This is a genomic window from uncultured Altererythrobacter sp. (assembly GCF_913057185.1).
Lineage (GTDB): Bacteria > Pseudomonadota > Alphaproteobacteria > Sphingomonadales > Sphingomonadaceae > Erythrobacter > Erythrobacter rubellus.
The window spans coordinates 431,741-449,261 of the sequence record NZ_CAJXNK010000002.1 but is presented as its reverse complement, the minus strand read 5'-3'; the positions used below and the strand labels follow the sequence as shown (position 1 = coordinate 449,261).

The window sequence follows — 17,521 nt, the reverse complement described above, 5'->3', positions numbered from 1 at the left end:
TTGCGCGGGCACCCCAAGGTCCAGTAGCCTTTCGCCAATGGCACAAACAGCATCCGTTTTGTTCGTTTGTCTCGGCAATATTTGCCGCTCACCTTTGGCCGAAGCCGCATTTCGCGCGGCTGCGGATGACGCAGGTTTGGCGGTGCATGTCGATAGCGTCGGGACAGCTGGCTATCATGTGGGCAAGCCACCAGACCCGCGCAGCATCCGTACAGCAGCATCGCGGGGAATCGACATCACGCACTATTGTGGGCGGCAGCTTGCGGAGAGTGACTTCAGCGAATTCACGCATATCTTCGCGATGGATCACGAAAACCTGCGCAATGTCGAAGCGCGCGCACCAGCGAACGCGACGGCTGAAATCTCGCTTTTGCTCGATGTGCTGCCCCATCGGGTGGGCGATCCAGTTGGCGATCCCTATTATGGCGGAGATGACGGGTTCGAACGGACCTGGGCTGAAGTCAGCGAAGCCGCACAGGCGCTGGTCGCGAAACTAGCCTCCGCGCAATAGCTGTACGCCCCAGTCGCGCTCAAACAGATAGAGCAGTGTGCGTGCCGCCTGGCCGCGTCCGCTGGCTAGACCCCTGTCGCGCTCCATAAGCAGACGCGCATCGGCATGGGCAGCTGGCAGTAGCCGCGTGATCTGTTCCAGATTGGCAACCCGGAACAGCGTGTCGCCTGATTGGCGCGTACCCAACAGCTCGCCGCCGCCGCGCAGTTCGAGGTCTTCTTCCGCAATACGAAAACCGTCCTGCGTCTCACGCATCAATGCAAGCCTTCTTCGTCCGGTTTCGCTTAGACCGCTCCCTCTCAGCAGCAAGCATACCGATTTCTCGCTGCCGCGCCCTACCCGACCGCGCAGCTGGTGCAATTGTGCTAAACCGAAACGCTCGGCTTGCTCAATAACCATCAGCGTGGCGGCCGGCACATCAACGCCCACTTCGATGACAGTTGTTGCAACCAGCAGCTTTGCCTGACCGCTAGCGAAGCGTTCCATCGCCGCATCTTTGAGTTCCGGTTTTAACTGACCGTGGACCAGCACCACGTCATCGCCGAAACGCTCCTTCAACACTGCATAGCGCGCTTCTGCCGCCGCGAGGTCAGCAACCTCGCTCTCGTTGACCATCGGACAAACCCAATAGGCTTGCTGCCCGCTGGCTACGTGCCGGGCCACGCCTGCAATGACATCCTCCATCCGGTCTTGCGCAATCACGCGGGTGTCGATCGGTTGCCGCCCAGGCGGCATCTCGTCCAGACGGCTCACATCCATTTCACCATACTGAGCAAGCGTCAGCGTTCGGGGTATCGGTGTCGCGGTCATGGCAAGTGTATGCGGTGTCCGCTTGCCTTTGCTGGCAAGTTGCAATCTTTGGGCAACGCCAAAACGGTGCTGCTCATCGATCACCACCAGACCAAGGTCTTTGTAATTAACCGTATCCTGAAAAATGGCGTGCGTGCCGACCACAATATCGATTGAGCCATCGAGCAATCCCATCAGAATACTCTCGCGCGCTTTGCCTTTGTCACGCCCGGTCAAGATCGCAACTTCAACGCCAGTTGGCGTAGCCATCTGACGCAGGGTATCGAAGTGTTGCCGCGCGAGAATCTCAGTCGGCGCAAGTAGAGCTGCCTGCTTGCCGGCTTCATTCGCGATCAGCATGGCATAGAGCGCGACCACCGTCTTGCCGGCCCCGACATCGCCTTGCAGCAATCGCAGCATGGGCGCTTCCTGTGCGAGGTCGCCTTCGATCTCGCGTACTGAACGCGCCTGTGCGCCAGTGAGAGAGTAAGATAGCTGCAACTTGCCGCGTAGCCCGCCGTCGCCCTGCAATGGCTGGCCCTTCCGGCTGCGATTATCCGCGCGAACCAGCATCAGGGCGAGCGAATTGGCTAGCAACTCGTCATAGGCCAAACGGTCACGCGCATTGGAGTTCTCGGACTTATGGGACAGCTGCAGAGCGTCACGCCATGCAGGCCATCCTTCTTTGTCGAACTGCGTCGGCTCGATCCATCCGGGCAATTCCGGTAGACGCTCCAGCGCCTGCTGGACCAATCCGGCAATGCGCGGCTGAGTTAGCCCCTCTGAAAGTCCATAGACCGGCTCGCACATCCTGCCGATATTGGCGCTGCTTTCTTTCTCGACATGATCCGGGTGGACGATCTGCAGCATGTCTCCATAGCGATCGAGCTTGCCCGCCACCCAACGCTTCTCGCCTACCGGCAGCTGCTTCTTTGCTGTAAAGGATGCGCGCCCGAAGTAAGTGAGGTTGCAAATGTTGCCCGCGCTATCTTGTGCAAACACCCTGTAAGGCCCGCGATTATTGCGCGCTGGCCTGTGTTCCGTGGGGGTCAGCGCGATGATCACATTCTCGCCTTCAGCTGCATCATCCAGCGATTCAATTACGCGGCGAGTCACGAATCTCTCGGGCAAATGATAGGCCAGATCACGCACCCGTGTGAGGCCCAGCTTGGCGAGCGGCTTTTTTAGCTTCGGCCCGACACCATCGAGCGCATCGGTATCGATAAACAGCGGATTCAAAACATCAGGGCGCATTCGCTTGCTATAGCCGCTTGCGCGTCACGTGCGAGTCCCCTACCCGCGCCTTATGCCCGACGCATTGACATTCGAAGCCCGCCTTGCACGCGCCAAGTTTCGCGCATGGCACCGTGGCACTCGCGAAGCCGACTACATGATCGGTGGCTATTTCGACCGCTATCATGCCGAATGGGATGAGGCTGCGCTGGTTTGGTTTGAGGCCCTACTCGACCAGGATGATGTCGATGTGATGGCTTGGGCTCTGAAGACTGCACCTGTTGCAGAGCGATTTTCCGGCCCCATGATGGAGCGGATGCAACTGCTCGACTACGTCGACATTCCGCGCTGATCCAGCCTGTTTTAATGCCTGATCTTTCACGTATACTTACCGCCTCGGCGCCGCTGACACTCGCTTCGGTAGCGCGTGGCGCGCAGCCATTGATGATGAGCGATCTGGCGCGGGCTGCCAAAGGTCGCGCGGTATTTATCGCCCCACACGAAGCTACAATGCACTCGATCGCGGAAGCTGCGAAGTTCTTCGCGCCCGAATTGGAAGTGATCGAATTTCCGGCGTGGGATTGCTTGCCATATGACCGCGCAAGCCCTGCGCTTTCCGTCAGCGCAAAACGTTTGGCCGCGCTGCATCGCATGCAATCGGGCAAGGCAGGCTCGCAGCTTCTGGTAACGACCGCAAATGCTGTGCTGCAACGTGTCCTGACTCCGTTTCGAATTCGCGAAAGCGTACGCGATTTCAAGCAAGGCACCATAATCGGCCATGGCAGTCTTTCAGCGCTGCTGCAGCGTCAGGGGTATTCGCGTACGGATACAGTAGTCGATCATGGCGAATATGCATTGCGAGGTTCGATAGTCGACATCTTCCCGTCGAGCCTCGACCAAGGCTTACGGCTCGATTTCTTCGGCGATGAGCTGGAAAGCCTGCGCCTGTTCGACCCTGGCACTCAGATGACCGTCGGCACGCTCAAACAACATTTGTTGCTACCCGCCAGCGAGGCATTGCTGGACGAAGAAAGTATCAAGCGTTTTCGTAGCCGCTATCGCGAAATGTTCGGCGCCACCGCAACCCAAGACCCGCTCTACGAAGCGGTAAGCGATGGTCGCAGGCTTGCGGGAATGGAACATTGGCTGCCGCTATTTGAAGAACGACTGGCGACAATCTTCGACTACATGGAGCCAGAGGATCTCGTGGTCATCGACAGCGGAGCCATTGGCGCTGCTGACGAACGACTGAAAGATGTGACCGATTACCACCAGGCGCGCGAAAAGGTCGCCGGGCAAGCCGCGGGCAGCTACCGTCCATTGCACGAACATTCACTCTATCTTGCCAAGGATGAGTTCGACGCATTGCTGAAGGAGCATACAGTCCATCGTAGCGTGATCTTTGCAGAGCCAGAGAGCGATCATGTTGTCGACTTCGGCTTCTCCTCTGCCAGAGACTTCGCTCCAGACCGCGCGCGCGGTGACAACATCTATCCGATTGCCGCCCAGCATCTCTCTGCGCTGAGCAAATCGGGAAAGCGCCCGATTATCGCCGCCTATTCGAGCGGTAGCCGGGCACGTATCGCGTCGATACTGCAAGAGGCCGGCTGCAAGGTTACCCATGCCGAAACATGGCAGGAAACCTTGGGTGTTAGCTCAAAGGGCAATCCGGTCGCCACTGTCCTGCCGCTCGAAACCGGTTTTGCCAATGATCAGCTGGAACTGCTTACCGAGCAGGACATCCTTGGTGACCGTCTGGTTCGCCGCAAGAAGCGCCGCAAGGATTCCGACGCATTTCTGGCTGAGCTCCAGTCACTCAATCGCGGCGATCTGGTGGTTCATGTAGAACACGGAATTGGCAAATATCTCGGGCTGGAACCTGTGCCTGTCGGCAAGAGCCAGCACGACTGCGTGATGCTGGAGTACAAGGGCGGCGACAAGCTGTTCATCCCGGTCGAGAATATCGACGTTCTGTCGCGATACGGATCTTCTGAAGATGCTGTCATGCTGGACAGGCTTGGCGGTGAAGGCTGGCAGAAGCGCCGCGCCAAGCTGAAGGAACGCATTCGTGCGATTGCCGGCGAGCTGATGCAGATTGCTGCGCAGCGCGCGCTGAAGAAGGCGCCGGTGCTGGAGCCCGATGAATCTGCCTACAACCAGTTTGTCGAGAAGTTTCCCTGGCAGGAAACCGATGATCAGGACGCGGCAATTGATGACGTGTTGCGCGATCTGGAGAGCGGTAGACCGATGGACCGGCTGGTTTGTGGCGATGTCGGGTTTGGCAAAACCGAGGTCGCGCTTCGCGCGGCATTTGTTGCGGCAATGAATGGTCAGCAAGTCGCGGTTGTTGCCCCGACCACGCTGCTCGCACGCCAGCATTACACCAGTTTCGCGGAACGCTTTGCAGGTTTCCCGCTCAAAGTTGGCCGCCTCTCGCGGCTCGTGCCGCCAAAAGAGACCGCCGCGACCCGCGAAGGGCTTGAGAAAGGCGATGTGGACATCGTCGTCGGCACACATGCAATCCTGTCCAAGAGCACGAACTTCCGTGATCTGGGGCTCGTTATTGTCGACGAAGAGCAGCGCTTCGGAGTGACGCATAAGGAGCGCCTGAAGGCTTTGCGTGCTGATGTGCATGTGCTGACGCTGACTGCCACACCTATCCCGCGCACCCTTCAAATGGCGATGAGCGGGCTGCGGGAACTTTCCACAATCCAGACGCCACCCGTCGACCGCTTGGCCGTTCGGACTTATGTTATGGAATGGGACGATATGGTCATGCGCGAGGCTTTGCTGCGCGAACACCACCGCGGCGGGCAAAGCTTTATCGTCGTGCCGCGCATCTCGGACATGGCCGATGTCGAGGAATGGCTTCGCGAACATGTGCCGGAAGTGAAAAGCATTTCTGCACATGGGCAAATGTCGCCAAGCGAAGTCGAAGAACGCATGAGCGCCTTTTATGACCGTCGATATGACGTGCTGCTATCGACTACGATCGTCGAGAGCGGCCTGGACATCCCGACTGCCAACACGATCATCATCCACCGCGCGGATCGCTTTGGCCTGGCGCAGCTATATCAGCTGCGCGGCCGCGTGGGTCGGTCAAAACTGCGCGCCTATGCTTATCTCACCTATGCAAAGGATGTGCAGCTATCCGAAGTCGCGGAGAAGCGCTTGAAGGTGCTGGGCGATCTAGACTCGCTTGGTGCAGGCTTCCAGCTTGCCAGCCACGATCTGGATATTCGCGGTGCCGGAAACCTGCTCGGAGACGAGCAATCGGGCCACATCCGCGAAGTCGGGTTCGAGCTGTACCAATCCATGCTTGAAGACGCGATACTCGCCGCAAAGGCCGGCGAAATGGGTCTTGAGACGGCTCGCGACAAAGTGAGCCCACAAATTACCGTTGATGCACCGATAATGATCCCAGAGGATTATGTGCCCGATCTCGCGGTACGCATGGCGCTTTATCGACGTTTGAACGATGCCAAGGATAAGGCCGAGATCGAGGCTATGGCAGCCGAGATGATCGACCGTTTCGGTCCCCTGCCCGATGCAACCTCAAATCTTGTGCGACTGATCGAGATCAAACATCAGGCGATCGAAGCCAATATTGCCAAGATAGATGTCGGCGCGCGCGGTACACTGGTCAGCTTCCACAAAGACCACTTCCCCGATCCGGCCGGATTGCTCGCCTATGTCGACAAACTGCAAGGAACGGCAAAACTGCGCCCTGATATGAAACTGGTCATCAACCGGGCCTGGGGCGATCCGCAAAGCCGCCTCAATGGTCTGTTCCAGCTGACTAAGGGCCTTTGCCGTATCGTTCAAAAGGCTAGTAAAGCCGCCTGAGCGTTGAAAAGCGCAAGTTTCGCGCATAGTTGTTCAATCTAGCGCGGCGATGAAGGGGGCTGGGTTTTGCCCGATACGAATACATACGAACGGTTTGCCCTTCTGGCCTCGGACGCGCACCGCGCCAGAGCGGCCTATGCTGACCTTTTGCCGACGCATGATTGGGTGCCGATAGAGGAAGCTGACGTTGCTGTGGTGCTGGGCGGCGATGGTTTCATGCTGCAAACGCTGCACGAGATGCACGATCGCGGCAAAGTGATCCCTGCCTACGGCCTCAATCGCGGCACAGTCGGCTTCATGATGAACAAATACCGCAATGGCGGCAATGTGCTGAACCGGGTGCAGAAGGCCCGACCGTTCAAGTTTTCTCCCCTCAGAATGGACGCAGTCACTCAGGATGGGGAAGAACACACTTTTCTCGCCATCAACGAAGTCTCCTTGCTGCGTGAAATGCGGCAGACGGCCAAAATCGAAGTGTCGGTGAATGGTCGCGTTCGGATTAACGAGCTTGTCTGTGACGGTGTGCTGCTGGCGACCCCTGCTGGCTCTACCGCTTACAACTTGTCTGCCAATGGCCCAATCCTTCCGCTTGATTCTAAGCTTCTGGCGCTGACACCAATCAGCCCATTCCGCCCTCGCCGTTGGAATGGTGCCATCCTGCCAGATCATTTGCCGGTCAAATTTCGCATACTCGAAGCGGCCAAGCGGCCGGTTTCGGCCGTGGCTGATCAAACCGAGCTGCGCGACATTGCCGAAGTGATGCTGACGGTTGAGCGCGACACAGAATTGACGCTACTGTTCGACAAGGGCCATTCGCTGGACGAACGGATCGTTGCCGAACAATTTGCAGTGTGATCTGCCCGCCACCGGCTTGCATGAAAAAGTACGTAATTGGGGCGAGTCACCACTTGCCAAATAATTCCAGCCCCCATATAGCGCCGCTCTGCCTTTCGGGCTGCTCCCCGATAGCTCAGCGGTAGAGTAGGTGACTGTTAATCACTTGGTCGTTGGTTCGAATCCAACTCGGGGAGCCACTTTTCTCTATAAATCACTGTATTACAGAGTATTTTAGAGAAATTGTGCTTTAAATCCGCCCTCCAATCCGCCCTTAAAAATCGCGACTTTGCCAGTGTGGAAATCCGCATACCGCCGCGCACAAGGGCCGACCCTAGCACACCTAATCGAGCAAATATCTGCCCCAGTGATCAGCTGGGATGACCCTGACTGCAAGGTATGGATGCGTAAGCAGGGTGAGAGCCTTAGTCAGCTCAGGCGGCGCGTTGGGCATGACGCAGGCTGCCTAGAAGGTGAGCTAAGCTTGTTTGATGCGGTGAGGTCGTCCTGAAAGAGAATTCCTGCCTGCCTTTAAGGACAGCGAATTTTCTCGAACTCATAATCCTCGGTCTTGATTGTCAACTTTTGACCGTCTTCGGAAAGCTCGTAGGAACGATAATCTGTCCAAGTGTCGCCCTCGCCTTGCATGTTTAAGCTGACTTGAATGCGGTTATCGCCTTCTCGGACGACATCACCCGTTACATCACCCGCGGACTCGTAGAAAACTATGCTGTCCTTATAAATCGTTAGTCGACCATCGCTATAGCGAAAGGAACATCCGGCTTCACTATTATCGAAAACTCCGTGAAACTTTTTTGGGATTTCATTTGCTGGAGAGCTTTCATTTGCCGTCGAATTATCTTCGACTGGATCACTCGAGCATCCGATCAAAGTCACGCCTACTAATAATATAGAAAAAGGTTTCATCAATTCTCCTCCCTAAGCAGTGCCAGCACCACCTCTGGTGCCAGATTTCGGAGTTCAATCAACGCCATCATCTTAGCCGCGTCTATCGTAAACGTGCCATCGCCATTGTTGCGCTCGCGCAGGTCAGAGCACTTGCGATATGCGCCCTCGACACGGGCGGCAAGGTCATGGTTGGACATGGTCGCATACTACATCACTGCCGAAGGCTGGCAATAGCGGGTCCTTCTAGCTAACCTACCGTCACCGTTTATTGGGACTGCGCCAGTCTTGCAGACTGATCATTTTTGAGAACCATTTGCGATAGAGTACTATGCCGCAACCCAGCCGCCTCCGGCATGACCGTGTGCAGGTACCACGGGGCTAGAAAGCCAGAGACCATCCAGTCCGGCTAGGCACATTGGAACTATCGACACGGGAAAGAGACGATGAAGGCAAAGTCAGACCGGAGCCTGCGGCTTATCGAGCTGCGCGAGCTGGAGGCACTATCTTTCTCGCTCGGATTAGCTTCTGGACCTAAATGGCGGGGCAGAAAGCCCAAGGTCCGCTAACGACCCAATTGCTGACGTTGCCGCCGACGGGCTTATTCGCCGTTGCGATAGCGCCATTCACCATCAGACCTAAGGTAGCTAATGAAAATAACGGCCGCAGTCAGTGGGATCGCCGCAATTACGAAAGCCAAGGTCGGAAGTAGCGATCCGGATAAGATCATGGCAGCCACGTATAGACCTAATACTAACCATCCCTCCCAAGCGATGGGGAAACCTACCCCGTATCCATATCGCTTCACAGGGAACCATGGTTTTTTGCCTTGGGTTGGCATGACATCTCCTAGTCGGCAGAGTCTCAGAATAAATTAGCCCTTCTAAGGCAGTTATTGGTCCTGTTAAGCGCACGGATTTTACGGTGCAACTCAGCGCGCTGTTGTTGGTTGGTCACGTAATTGATCCCCTGAACTTTCAAGCGCATGCCTAAACCCAATCTACAGATCATTAAGCAAGACGATGTCACGCTAAGCCTATGATTTATAAGGTGGACGCACTAGGGTTCGAACCTAGGACCCGCTGATGTTTAGAACTATTTTCAGGTATAACGGGGCCTAACTAATCACTTGTTTTCTCCATTCGTAAACCACAGAAAATCTTGCTTTAGTTAGTCGAATGCAGACGGGTTTTGGCGCCCCTCTAGCCACTGATAAAAATTGTGACCGTCCTCGGTTTGATCAACCCGCCACGTAAATTCAGCACCGAGGGTAAGCCATTGCCCCTTCTGTTTGTGGTAAAGCGAGCCCGAGCAAATAGCGTTAGAAAAATCCTGCCTGAGCGTAACTACTTCTCGAAACTGAAATTCAGTAGCATCAATAAATCCGCTCAGGGTTGCGCCGGTATCACCCTGACCAGCCAGCGGAAGAAAGGCATCCGCGATTTGTGCCACAAAGCCACCAAAGGGGTTAGAAGCTATCTGATCGATCGTATCATTAGCGATGACCTCAGCGGCCCCGTCTGCATCGCAACCCTGCTGTAGGGCCTCCGTACATCCGGTAACTAATAGGGTAAGGGCTATCGCTGCCGCGCACTCTACTCTTCTCACATCGCTCTCCTCAGCAGTCGTTATGGTTCTTTGTGCCCATTCAGGCCGTTATTCAACACCTGCCGTGGAGAGATCCAGATAGCTCTTTCAGCATGCCAAAATTTCTCATCAGCCAAGCCTGTCTTCTCGAGGTCTGCCAAGGAGCATTTCGAATTCAGGGGGTTGTCATCAGATAATACATCTCGAATCCCGATTTCGTTTATTTTGCCGCTAGTAACGATGTTCCCTCCATCACCGCTTATTTCCAATGACAACAAAGCTGCTGCTTCCTCATTGTAGTGTTGCCCACTTAAAATGAACCCATCTAAGTCGATCCATTTTCCTTCTTTATTTGCCCAAACATCTGCGCTTTTGATGACCTCCCGACCGTTTTCGAAAACCTCATTTACATCTAAAATATATTCAGTTCCTTCCGCCCCTTCATATTCATATGCAGCCCTCGAAATAGTTCCCAAGCTATTCGTTTGCTTTGGATCTACCCAATTGGGGTATGCATAGTATACGCTCTCGGTCCTGGGCTTCATATATGAAAAGACGGCTCGATTATGTTGGCCATGTATCGAAAACATAGCCGTATCTAGTTTCATCTGCTCATCGTATCTGAGTATTTTATCGCATTGATAAATAGTAGAAATATAGATGAGCCCATTAGGAACCGGCGTCCTCTTCCAAGCTGGATCCTTGAGCTTGATTTCGGAAAGCTCTCGAGTACTGCCTTCAATTTGTGTGTTCTGGAGATCTGGCTTTGAATTTTCGTCGCACCCAGCAAGAGCAATTAGCAGGACTAAGAAAGTTGGTTTTGTCATTGACCGAAAAGAAAGCCGCTTCGCTTAGCAGGGGTAGGCTTTGGTGTTGAAACGTCATAATCACACACCCACAGCAGCAATTCTACATCAGCCTCACTTCCAGTCCCATCGTCACCCCATGCAGGTTTAATCCTCAGGGGGCGAAAGTCTCCCACTGATCCTTCTCGTGTGGAGACAATCAAAGTCCGCCAACTGTACATCGTACAGTCAAACTCTCTGGTTCGCTGAAAATGGATACCATCTTCTAGTCGAACCGTGAGCGTCCTTGCCTCTATCAAACCGTTATCTCTGAGAACTATGCTCGATATATCAATTGATACTTTTTCTTCGGGTGTTTGAATTATAGCAGTCCAGTCGGAGGCCATCAGAGGGCTGGACAGTGTGGCGGCAATCAGGGCGGCTGAGAGAGTTAGTATACGCATGGCCGCAGATTAGCGCGGAAAGGGTGAGGGGCAACAGGTTTTGTTTCCCGTCGTTTGTTACCCCATTTGTTACCCCAGAGGCATTTTCCGGGTAACTGGGACAGACCCCAATTCCTATTAAACATCTGTATTTTCGTGGGAATTAGTGGCTCCCCGAGTTGGAGAAAATGCCTGGATTTGCCTGCCAAGCGCACAAAAGGGCTGGCTAACCGCCAAGCAGAAGCCGCGCGCCCACGATGGTCACCAATCCTGCGGTGAGCCACCGGATCCAGCGTGATGGCAGTAGCTTCAATGCCATCAAGCTGCCAAGCTGGCCGCCAATCGCAACCGCGATGAGCAGCGGGAGGCTCTCATAGAGAGCCCCCGTGAAGGCATCGGGCCCACGCTTCAACATTTGTCCGGCTAGGCCGAACACGGAATTTACCAGGATAAATAAGCTTGCCGTCGCAGCGATCGCGCGAGGCTCTCGCCAACGTGTAAGATGAAGTAGAGGCGCGAGGAATATCCCTCCCCCGATACCCACTAATCCTGCAAGATAGCCAAGCGGCGCTGCAAACAGCGGCATAAAGCGCACAAGCCGCGAAGGTTCGCCGCTGTCCTGGCGTTCAAACTGCGGCAACACCATTGCTGCGCCGGTCAAAAGCAAGCTCGCCCCTAACAGGTTGAAGAACAGACCTTCGGTAATTGGTGTAAGCCCGCCAAGCAAAGCCGCAGGGGCAGCTAAAGCTGTGACCGCGATAGCGCCGCGCCACGGCGTCACACCCGCTCTGGCAAATCGCATGGTGCTGCCCGCAACGACTACGATGTTGCACGCGAGTGCAATCAACGGAAGGACCCGGTAGTCGAGCCCAGACAATGCCAGCAAAGCGGCATAAGTTGATCCACCGCCAAACCCCACAGCGGCATACAAAACGGCCGTAACGAAGAATGCGGCAACCAGCCCGATTGGGACCAAGCCCGCCATCAATCGCTCCGGCTGCCTATCGCTCTAGACCGTTACGCAGCTGCACCGTGGCAATGCTTGTACTTGTTACCAGACCCGCACGGGCACTGTGCATTTCGGCTGATGTTCTGATTGGCATAGGGGTTGTCGGGGTTTCTGCCGCCCGGCCCAAACCCGGCACGCGGACTCCCCGCCAATGATCCGAACAGTTCTGGACGTTCCGCGGAGCCGTCACCATCATTCGAATTGTCCAGTCCAGTCAACGGATCGATATGTCCGGTCAGGAAATCAGGCAAATCTGGTAGGGCTTGCGGCTCGGGCATCTGCGTACGTAGCTGCGCGGTGGCGAGAATTTTCGTCACATCTTCGCGCAGAGTTTCCAGCATGTTTTCGAACAGCCCGAACGCCTCTTGCTTGTATTCATTGATCGGCTGCTTCTGCGCAATGCCGCGCATCCAGATCACCTGACGCAGCGCATCAAGCGTCGCGAGGTGTTCTTTCCAGTGGTAGTCGAGACGCTCAAGCAGAACTGACTTTTCAACCTGGCGCCAGATGTTGGGATCGGCCTCTGCAATCTTTCGATCCATCATCGCATCCGCTTCAGCCTGAATGCGCTCTTCAATAATTTCAGGCTCGACCTGGTCTTCATCAAGCCATTGATCGATCGGCGGTTTCAGGCCGAACACATCCTCGATCTTCTCCTTCAGGCCCGCAATATCCCACTGTTCAGGATAGGATCCCGGTGGGCATGCCTCGCTAACCAACGAATTGACCGTATCCTGACGCATGTCGAGCACGACATCGTCAACCTTTTCGGCTTCCATGATCTCGCCGCGCTGCTCGTAAATCACCTTGCGCTGGTCATTCATCACATCATCATATTGGACGACTTGCTTACGCGCTTCGTAATTGCGTGCCTCAACCTTTTTCTGCGCAGTCTCGATGGCTTTGGAGAGCCATTTCGAACCGATCGCCTCTCCATCGGCGAGGTTTGAGTTCATCATCTTGGAGAACAGCGTGTCCGGTCCAAAGATGCGGAGCAGGTCATCCTCAAGGCAAAGGTAGAAACGTGACAAACCGGGGTCACCTTGTCGCCCCGAACGGCCGCGCAGCTGGTTATCGATCCGGCGGCTCTCATGGCGCTCTGTACCTAGAACAAACAGGCCGCCCGCCTCCAGAACCTTCTGCTTCTCGGCAGCAACTTCGGCCTTGATCCGATCTTCTTCCATCTGCCGTTTGGGATCATCCTCAGCCATTTCACTGAGCTCGTCACCAATGCGGAAATCGGCATTGCCGCCCAGCTGGATATCGGTCCCGCGGCCCGCCATATTGGTGGCGATCGTTACAGCGCCAATCCGGCCAGCCTGAGCTACGATATGAGCCTCGCGCTCATGCTGACGCGCATTGAGCACCTCGTGCTTCACACCTTCCTTCTCTAGGAACTGGCTGAGCAGCTCTGACTTCTCGATGGAAACGGTGCCAACCAGAACCGGCTGACCTATCTCGTTCTTCTCCTTGATCGCCTTCGCAATAGCGCCGAACTTGTCCATCGTGTTCTTGTAGAACTCGTCTTCTTCGTCGATACGCTGGACCGGCACGTTAGTTGGGATTTCGACCACATTCATCTTGTAGACGTCCCAGAATTCCGCTGCTTCGGTCGCTGCGGTACCGGTCATGCCTGACAGCTTGGGATACATACGGAAATAATTCTGGAACGTAATCGAAGCCATGGTCTGGTTCTCAGGCTCGATCTTGACGCCCTCCTTGGCTTCGACCGCCTGGTGCAAGCCGTTTGACCAGCGCCGGCCATCCATCATTCGGCCGGTGAATTCGTCAATGATCACGACCTTGTCGTCTTTGACGATGTAATTGTCATCGCGCTTGTACATGATGTTAGCGCGCAAAGCCTGCTCCAGGTGATGGACAACCTGAGTGTTCTCTACGTCATAGAGATTCTCGGTTGCGAGAAGGCCTTTATCCATCAGGATTTTCTCGATCTCATCCGTGCCTTCTTCGGTAAGCTGGACGTTTTTGGTTTTCTCGTCCTTCTCGTACCAATCCTCGGGAACTTCCTTCACGACTTCGTCGAGCGCGACATAGAGATCGGATTTGTCTTCAGTCGGACCGGAGATAATCAAAGGTGTCCGCGCTTCGTCGATCAAGATCGAGTCGACTTCATCGATAATCGCGAAATTGAACGGACGTTGGACCATTTGATCGCGCGAATGCTTCATATTGTCGCGCAGATAGTCGAACCCAAGCTCGTTATTGGTGCTGTAGGTAATGTCCGCATTGTAGGCCTCGCGGCGCTGGGCTTCAGGCAGATTTGGCACAATCACACCCACGGTGAGGCCAAGCCAGTTGTGAAGACGCCCCATCCATTCCGCATCGCGGCGGGCGAGGTAGTCATTCACGGTTACAACGTGAACGCCCTTGCCCTCAATCGCATTGAGGTATGTCGCCAGCGTAGCCACGAGCGTCTTGCCCTCACCCGTCTTCATCTCCGAAATTTCGCCGCGATGGAGCACAATGCCGCCCACCATCTGCACATCAAAGTGCCGCATGCCGAGAACACGGGAAGATGCTTCTCGAACAGTCGCAAAGGCCTCTGGCAGAATGTCGTCCAGGGTCTGTCCATCGTCTAGCTGACGGCGGAACTTGTCCGTCTGGGCACGAAGTTCATCATCGCTCAGCGCTTGAATTTGCAGCTCTAGTGCATTGATTTGATTAACGACTTTTCCGATTGATTTGACATAGCGATCGTTGGAAGAGCCAAAGAGTGACTTGGCAATTGTCTGAAACATGAAAACGGTCCTGTCGGGACTGGAAATATAAGGAGATCAGCCACACCAATAGGGTGCCGACTGCAAAATTAGCATGGGTATGGGATGTTTGCTGCCCTATTCGTGGGCGCGATCAACACCATAAAGTACCGGCAAACGCAGCACGCGTTTTGAGCGCTTGGCGGGTTTGCTGGCCTTGTCACCGTCATCGGCTTCGTCAGCCTCGTCGGGATTGTGATGACACGTCCGGTTATCATCAGCCTTATCGTCCGCTGCATCAATCGTGATACCAATCTCGCAATCGAGAAGATTGGAAACACTCGCATGTGCAGGCGAGGTGACGGCCACAAGACCGGTCAAAAGCGCAAAACAGGCAAGCAGACGACGTAACATCACCCCCTAAATACGCCCTCTTTTCTCAAACGTCCACCTCCCAAGGTGGATTTACTGACACGAAATGTATCGCTAGCGCGCAAGACATGGAACTTGAACGCTCTCCGCTTGCCTTTCCCTTCCCCGAAGAACTGCCTGAAATCGTGGGGGTGGAACTGCGTGTTGCCCGCGCACGCTACAAAAATTGGGACCGTGCAGACCTGACCTTCATTACTCTGAGTGAAGGCACGGCCGTTGCGGGCGTCTTCACGCAAAGCGCTTGCGCCTCATCCGAAGTCGAACTGGGCAGGGAACAGGTAAAATCGGGCACGGCACGCGCTCTGGTTGTCAATGCCGGCAATTCCAACGCATTTACCGGCTATCGCGGGCGCGAAGCGGTCGAGCAGATCATGGAGCAAGTAGCCGATCATCTTGGCTGCAAAGTTTCCGAGGTCTTCGTGTCATCGACCGGCGTAATCGGTGTGCCATTACCCAAGGACAAAGCCCGCGAGGGCGTTGCACAGGCGCTGAACGCGCAGCCATGCTCATGGCTGGAAGCTGCCGAGGCGATTTGCACAACCGATACATTCGCCAAGGCTGCTCACGCTTCCGCAATGATCGGTGGCCAGAGAGTAAACCTGGTCGGGATCATCAAGGGATCCGGCATGATTGCCCCCGATATGGCTACGATGTTGGGTTATATCTTTACCGATGCAGCTGTTGAGCCCGCATTCCTGCAACAGCTGCTATCAAACGCCAACCGCGAGACATTCTCTTGCATCACCGTGGATGGAGACACGTCTACCAGCGACACCGTGCTCGCCTTTGCGACCGGCAAAGCTGGCAATCCTGCACTTACAGCCTTTGACGATGCAGGTGCCGATGCATTTGCTGCGGCTCTGGCGGATGTCTGCCGCCAATTGGCGCAAATGGTGGTTCGCGATGGCGAAGGGGCGAGCAAGTTCATCACCATTCGCGTCTCCGGTGCCAGTTCGGATGACAGCGCGCACCGCATAGCGCTCAGCGTCGCCAACTCTCCGCTTGTGAAAACCGCCATCGCCGGTGAAGATGCCAATTGGGGCCGTGTTGTCATGGCCGTAGGTAAGGCAGGCGAGCCTGCGGATCGGGATAAACTGTCGATCGGGTTTGGCGGCATTTGGGCTGCACGTGATGGGCTGCCTGTCGAAGATTACGATGAGACGCCAGTTGCCGAGCATTTAAAGGGGCAGGAGATCGACGTCACAGTTGACCTGGGAATAGGGTCCGGACGCGCCACGGTTTGGACCTGCGACCTCACACATGGATATATCTCCATCAACGCCGACTATCGTTCATGAATGCAATCGACCGTCAAATTTGTGCCTTGATGCAACGCGTCAGCCAGGAGGCGATCCTTCCCCGGTATCAAAACCTGTCTTCTGCGGAAATCGACCAAAAGGCTGCGGACGATTTCGTGACTGTCGCGGACCACGAGGCCGAAGAGAAGCTGAGCGAGGGGCTCGCTGCCATTGAAGGCTCCCTGGATATTGTTGGTGAGGAAGCATCGCACGCAGACAGTAGCGTGATGGACCGGCTGTCCGGCGATTGCTGGATTATCGATCCGCTCGACGGAACGCACAATTTCGCCCATGGAAAACCGCCCTTCGGTATCATTATCGCAAGGGCTAGCGGGGGGCTCTGTGAAGCTGGCTGGATCTATGACTGCCTGTCAGGGCGCTTCTGCCACACGCAACGCGGCGCGGGCGCGTTTGTTGATGGCGAACCGATCAAATCCCGTCCGACCGGGCACGACAAGCCAGTCGCGGCCATTTCACGGATCTTTCTGACTGAGGAACAGCGCGCACTCGTCGATGCGAAGCTGGCGCCGTATTATGAACTTGCTGACATACCGCGCTGCGCGGCCGAGCAATACCCACGTCTGGCCTTGGGCGAAAACGATGTGTCCAGCTTTAAACGGACCCTTGCCTGGGATCATGCCGCGGGGGTGCTCTGGCTCAACGAAGCAGGCGGAAAGGCATGTAGGCTGGATGGCAGCGCTTATCGTGTCGACGAAAGCGACAAGCCGGGCCTGATTGGTGCATCAAGCCCGGCCATCTGGGATGAATTTGCCCGGCGTGCGCTGGGCTAATATCTCTTAGAGTTCGCTCTCAAGCCATTCTTTAAGTGCGCTTTTCGGACGCGCGCCGGTCAGCGTCGCGGCGATTTCGCCATTCTTGTACAGCGCAAGATAGGGTATGCCCTGCACGCCCAGCTTACCGGGAACATCGGGGTTTTCCATGATGTCCATCTTCGCAATGGTGACTTTATCGGAAAGCTCTTCACTGATCTCTTCCAGCGATGGCGCGATCATTTTGCACGGACCGCACCAGTCGGCCCAGAAATCAACCAGAACGGGCTTGTCGGCATCGACCACATCGGCCTGAAAACTTGCATCGGTGACTGCTACTGTCGCCATGGGGAATCTCCTG

15 protein-coding genes and 1 tRNA gene are annotated in these 17,521 nt (G+C 55.4%); 7 read left to right on the top strand and 9 right to left on the bottom strand.

The window, feature by feature from the left end:
* Window positions 1–37: 37 nt before the first annotated feature.
* The gene (locus QZ487_RS10075; RefSeq protein WP_285975345.1) at window positions 38–511 is read left to right on the top strand and encodes a low molecular weight protein-tyrosine-phosphatase; all 474 of its coding nucleotides are present in this window, start codon (window positions 38–40) and stop codon (window positions 509–511) included.
* Here the strand turns inward: QZ487_RS10075 and recG are convergent.
* The gene (recG, locus tag QZ487_RS10070) at window positions 494–2,554 is read right to left on the bottom strand and encodes an ATP-dependent DNA helicase RecG (RefSeq protein ID WP_296024816.1); all 2,061 of its coding nucleotides are present in this window, start codon (window positions 2,552–2,554) and stop codon (window positions 494–496) included. The two genes, QZ487_RS10075 and recG, sit on opposite strands and share 18 nt — an antisense overlap.
* A gap of 52 nt (window positions 2,555–2,606) precedes the next feature.
* On the opposite strand from recG, the gene QZ487_RS10065 reads away from it, so the two are divergent.
* The 4 genes from QZ487_RS10065 to QZ487_RS10050 all read left to right on the top strand — a co-directional run bounded on the left by QZ487_RS10065 (window position 2,607) and on the right by QZ487_RS10050 (window position 7,413).
* A complete protein-coding gene (locus QZ487_RS10065) occupies window positions 2,607–2,885 on the top strand; it encodes a succinate dehydrogenase assembly factor 2 (protein WP_285975347.1) in 279 nt (92 codons plus the stop codon).
* Between the two features lie 14 nt (window positions 2,886–2,899).
* Window positions 2,900–6,379 (top strand): transcription-repair coupling factor, encoded by a 3,480-nt coding sequence (gene mfd, locus QZ487_RS10060; RefSeq protein WP_296024811.1) that lies wholly within the window; start codon window positions 2,900–2,902, stop codon window positions 6,377–6,379.
* Window positions 6,380–6,445: 66 nt separating this feature from the next.
* A complete protein-coding gene (locus QZ487_RS10055; protein WP_285975349.1) occupies window positions 6,446–7,234 on the top strand; it encodes an NAD kinase in 789 nt (262 codons plus the stop codon).
* Between the two features lie 104 nt (window positions 7,235–7,338).
* Window positions 7,339–7,413, top strand: a tRNA-Asn gene (locus tag QZ487_RS10050).
* 331 nt (window positions 7,414–7,744) lie between these two features.
* Here the strand turns inward: QZ487_RS10050 and QZ487_RS10045 are convergent.
* The 7 genes from QZ487_RS10045 to QZ487_RS10015 form a co-directional block, all read right to left on the bottom strand.
* Window positions 7,745–8,140, bottom strand: a complete 396-nt coding sequence (locus QZ487_RS10045) for a hypothetical protein (RefSeq protein WP_296024806.1) — start codon at window positions 8,138–8,140, stop codon at window positions 7,745–7,747.
* The gene (locus QZ487_RS10040; RefSeq protein ID WP_285975350.1) at window positions 8,140–8,319 is read right to left on the bottom strand and encodes a hypothetical protein; all 180 of its coding nucleotides are present in this window, start codon (window positions 8,317–8,319) and stop codon (window positions 8,140–8,142) included. The genes QZ487_RS10045 and QZ487_RS10040 overlap by 1 nt, the downstream gene beginning before the upstream one ends.
* Window positions 8,320–9,289: 970 nt before the next feature.
* Window positions 9,290–9,727, bottom strand: a complete 438-nt coding sequence (locus QZ487_RS10035; RefSeq protein WP_296024804.1) for a hypothetical protein — start codon at window positions 9,725–9,727, stop codon at window positions 9,290–9,292.
* A gap of 20 nt (window positions 9,728–9,747) precedes the next feature.
* Window positions 9,748–10,533: a hypothetical protein gene (locus tag QZ487_RS10030; protein ID WP_296024801.1), complete on the bottom strand. Its 786-nt coding sequence runs from the start codon at window positions 10,531–10,533 to the stop codon at window positions 9,748–9,750.
* Between the two features lie 627 nt (window positions 10,534–11,160).
* Window positions 11,161–11,919 carry a sulfite exporter TauE/SafE family protein gene (locus QZ487_RS10025; protein ID WP_296024798.1) on the bottom strand — a complete coding sequence of 253 codons (759 nt, stop codon included), beginning with the start codon at window positions 11,917–11,919 and terminating at the stop codon, window positions 11,161–11,163.
* Between the two features lie 32 nt (window positions 11,920–11,951).
* A complete protein-coding gene (gene secA, locus QZ487_RS10020) occupies window positions 11,952–14,702 on the bottom strand; it encodes a preprotein translocase subunit SecA (protein ID WP_296024795.1) in 2,751 nt (916 codons plus the stop codon).
* 96 nt (window positions 14,703–14,798) lie between these two features.
* Window positions 14,799–15,074, bottom strand: a complete 276-nt coding sequence (locus tag QZ487_RS10015; protein ID WP_285975356.1) for a hypothetical protein — start codon at window positions 15,072–15,074, stop codon at window positions 14,799–14,801.
* A gap of 86 nt (window positions 15,075–15,160) precedes the next feature.
* Between QZ487_RS10015 and argJ the strand changes: the two genes are divergently transcribed.
* A complete protein-coding gene (gene argJ, locus QZ487_RS10010) occupies window positions 15,161–16,390 on the top strand; it encodes a bifunctional glutamate N-acetyltransferase/amino-acid acetyltransferase ArgJ (RefSeq protein ID WP_296024791.1) in 1,230 nt (409 codons plus the stop codon).
* Window positions 16,391–16,419: 29 nt separating this feature from the next.
* Window positions 16,420–17,181, top strand: coding sequence for an inositol monophosphatase family protein (locus tag QZ487_RS10005; protein WP_296024788.1), 762 nt, complete (start codon window positions 16,420–16,422; stop codon window positions 17,179–17,181).
* Window positions 17,182–17,187: 6 nt separating this feature from the next.
* Here the strand turns inward: QZ487_RS10005 and trxA are convergent, their stop codons facing one another.
* A complete protein-coding gene (trxA, locus tag QZ487_RS10000; protein ID WP_285975359.1) occupies window positions 17,188–17,508 on the bottom strand; it encodes a thioredoxin in 321 nt (106 codons plus the stop codon).
* Between the last annotated feature and the right edge of the window lie 13 nt (window positions 17,509–17,521).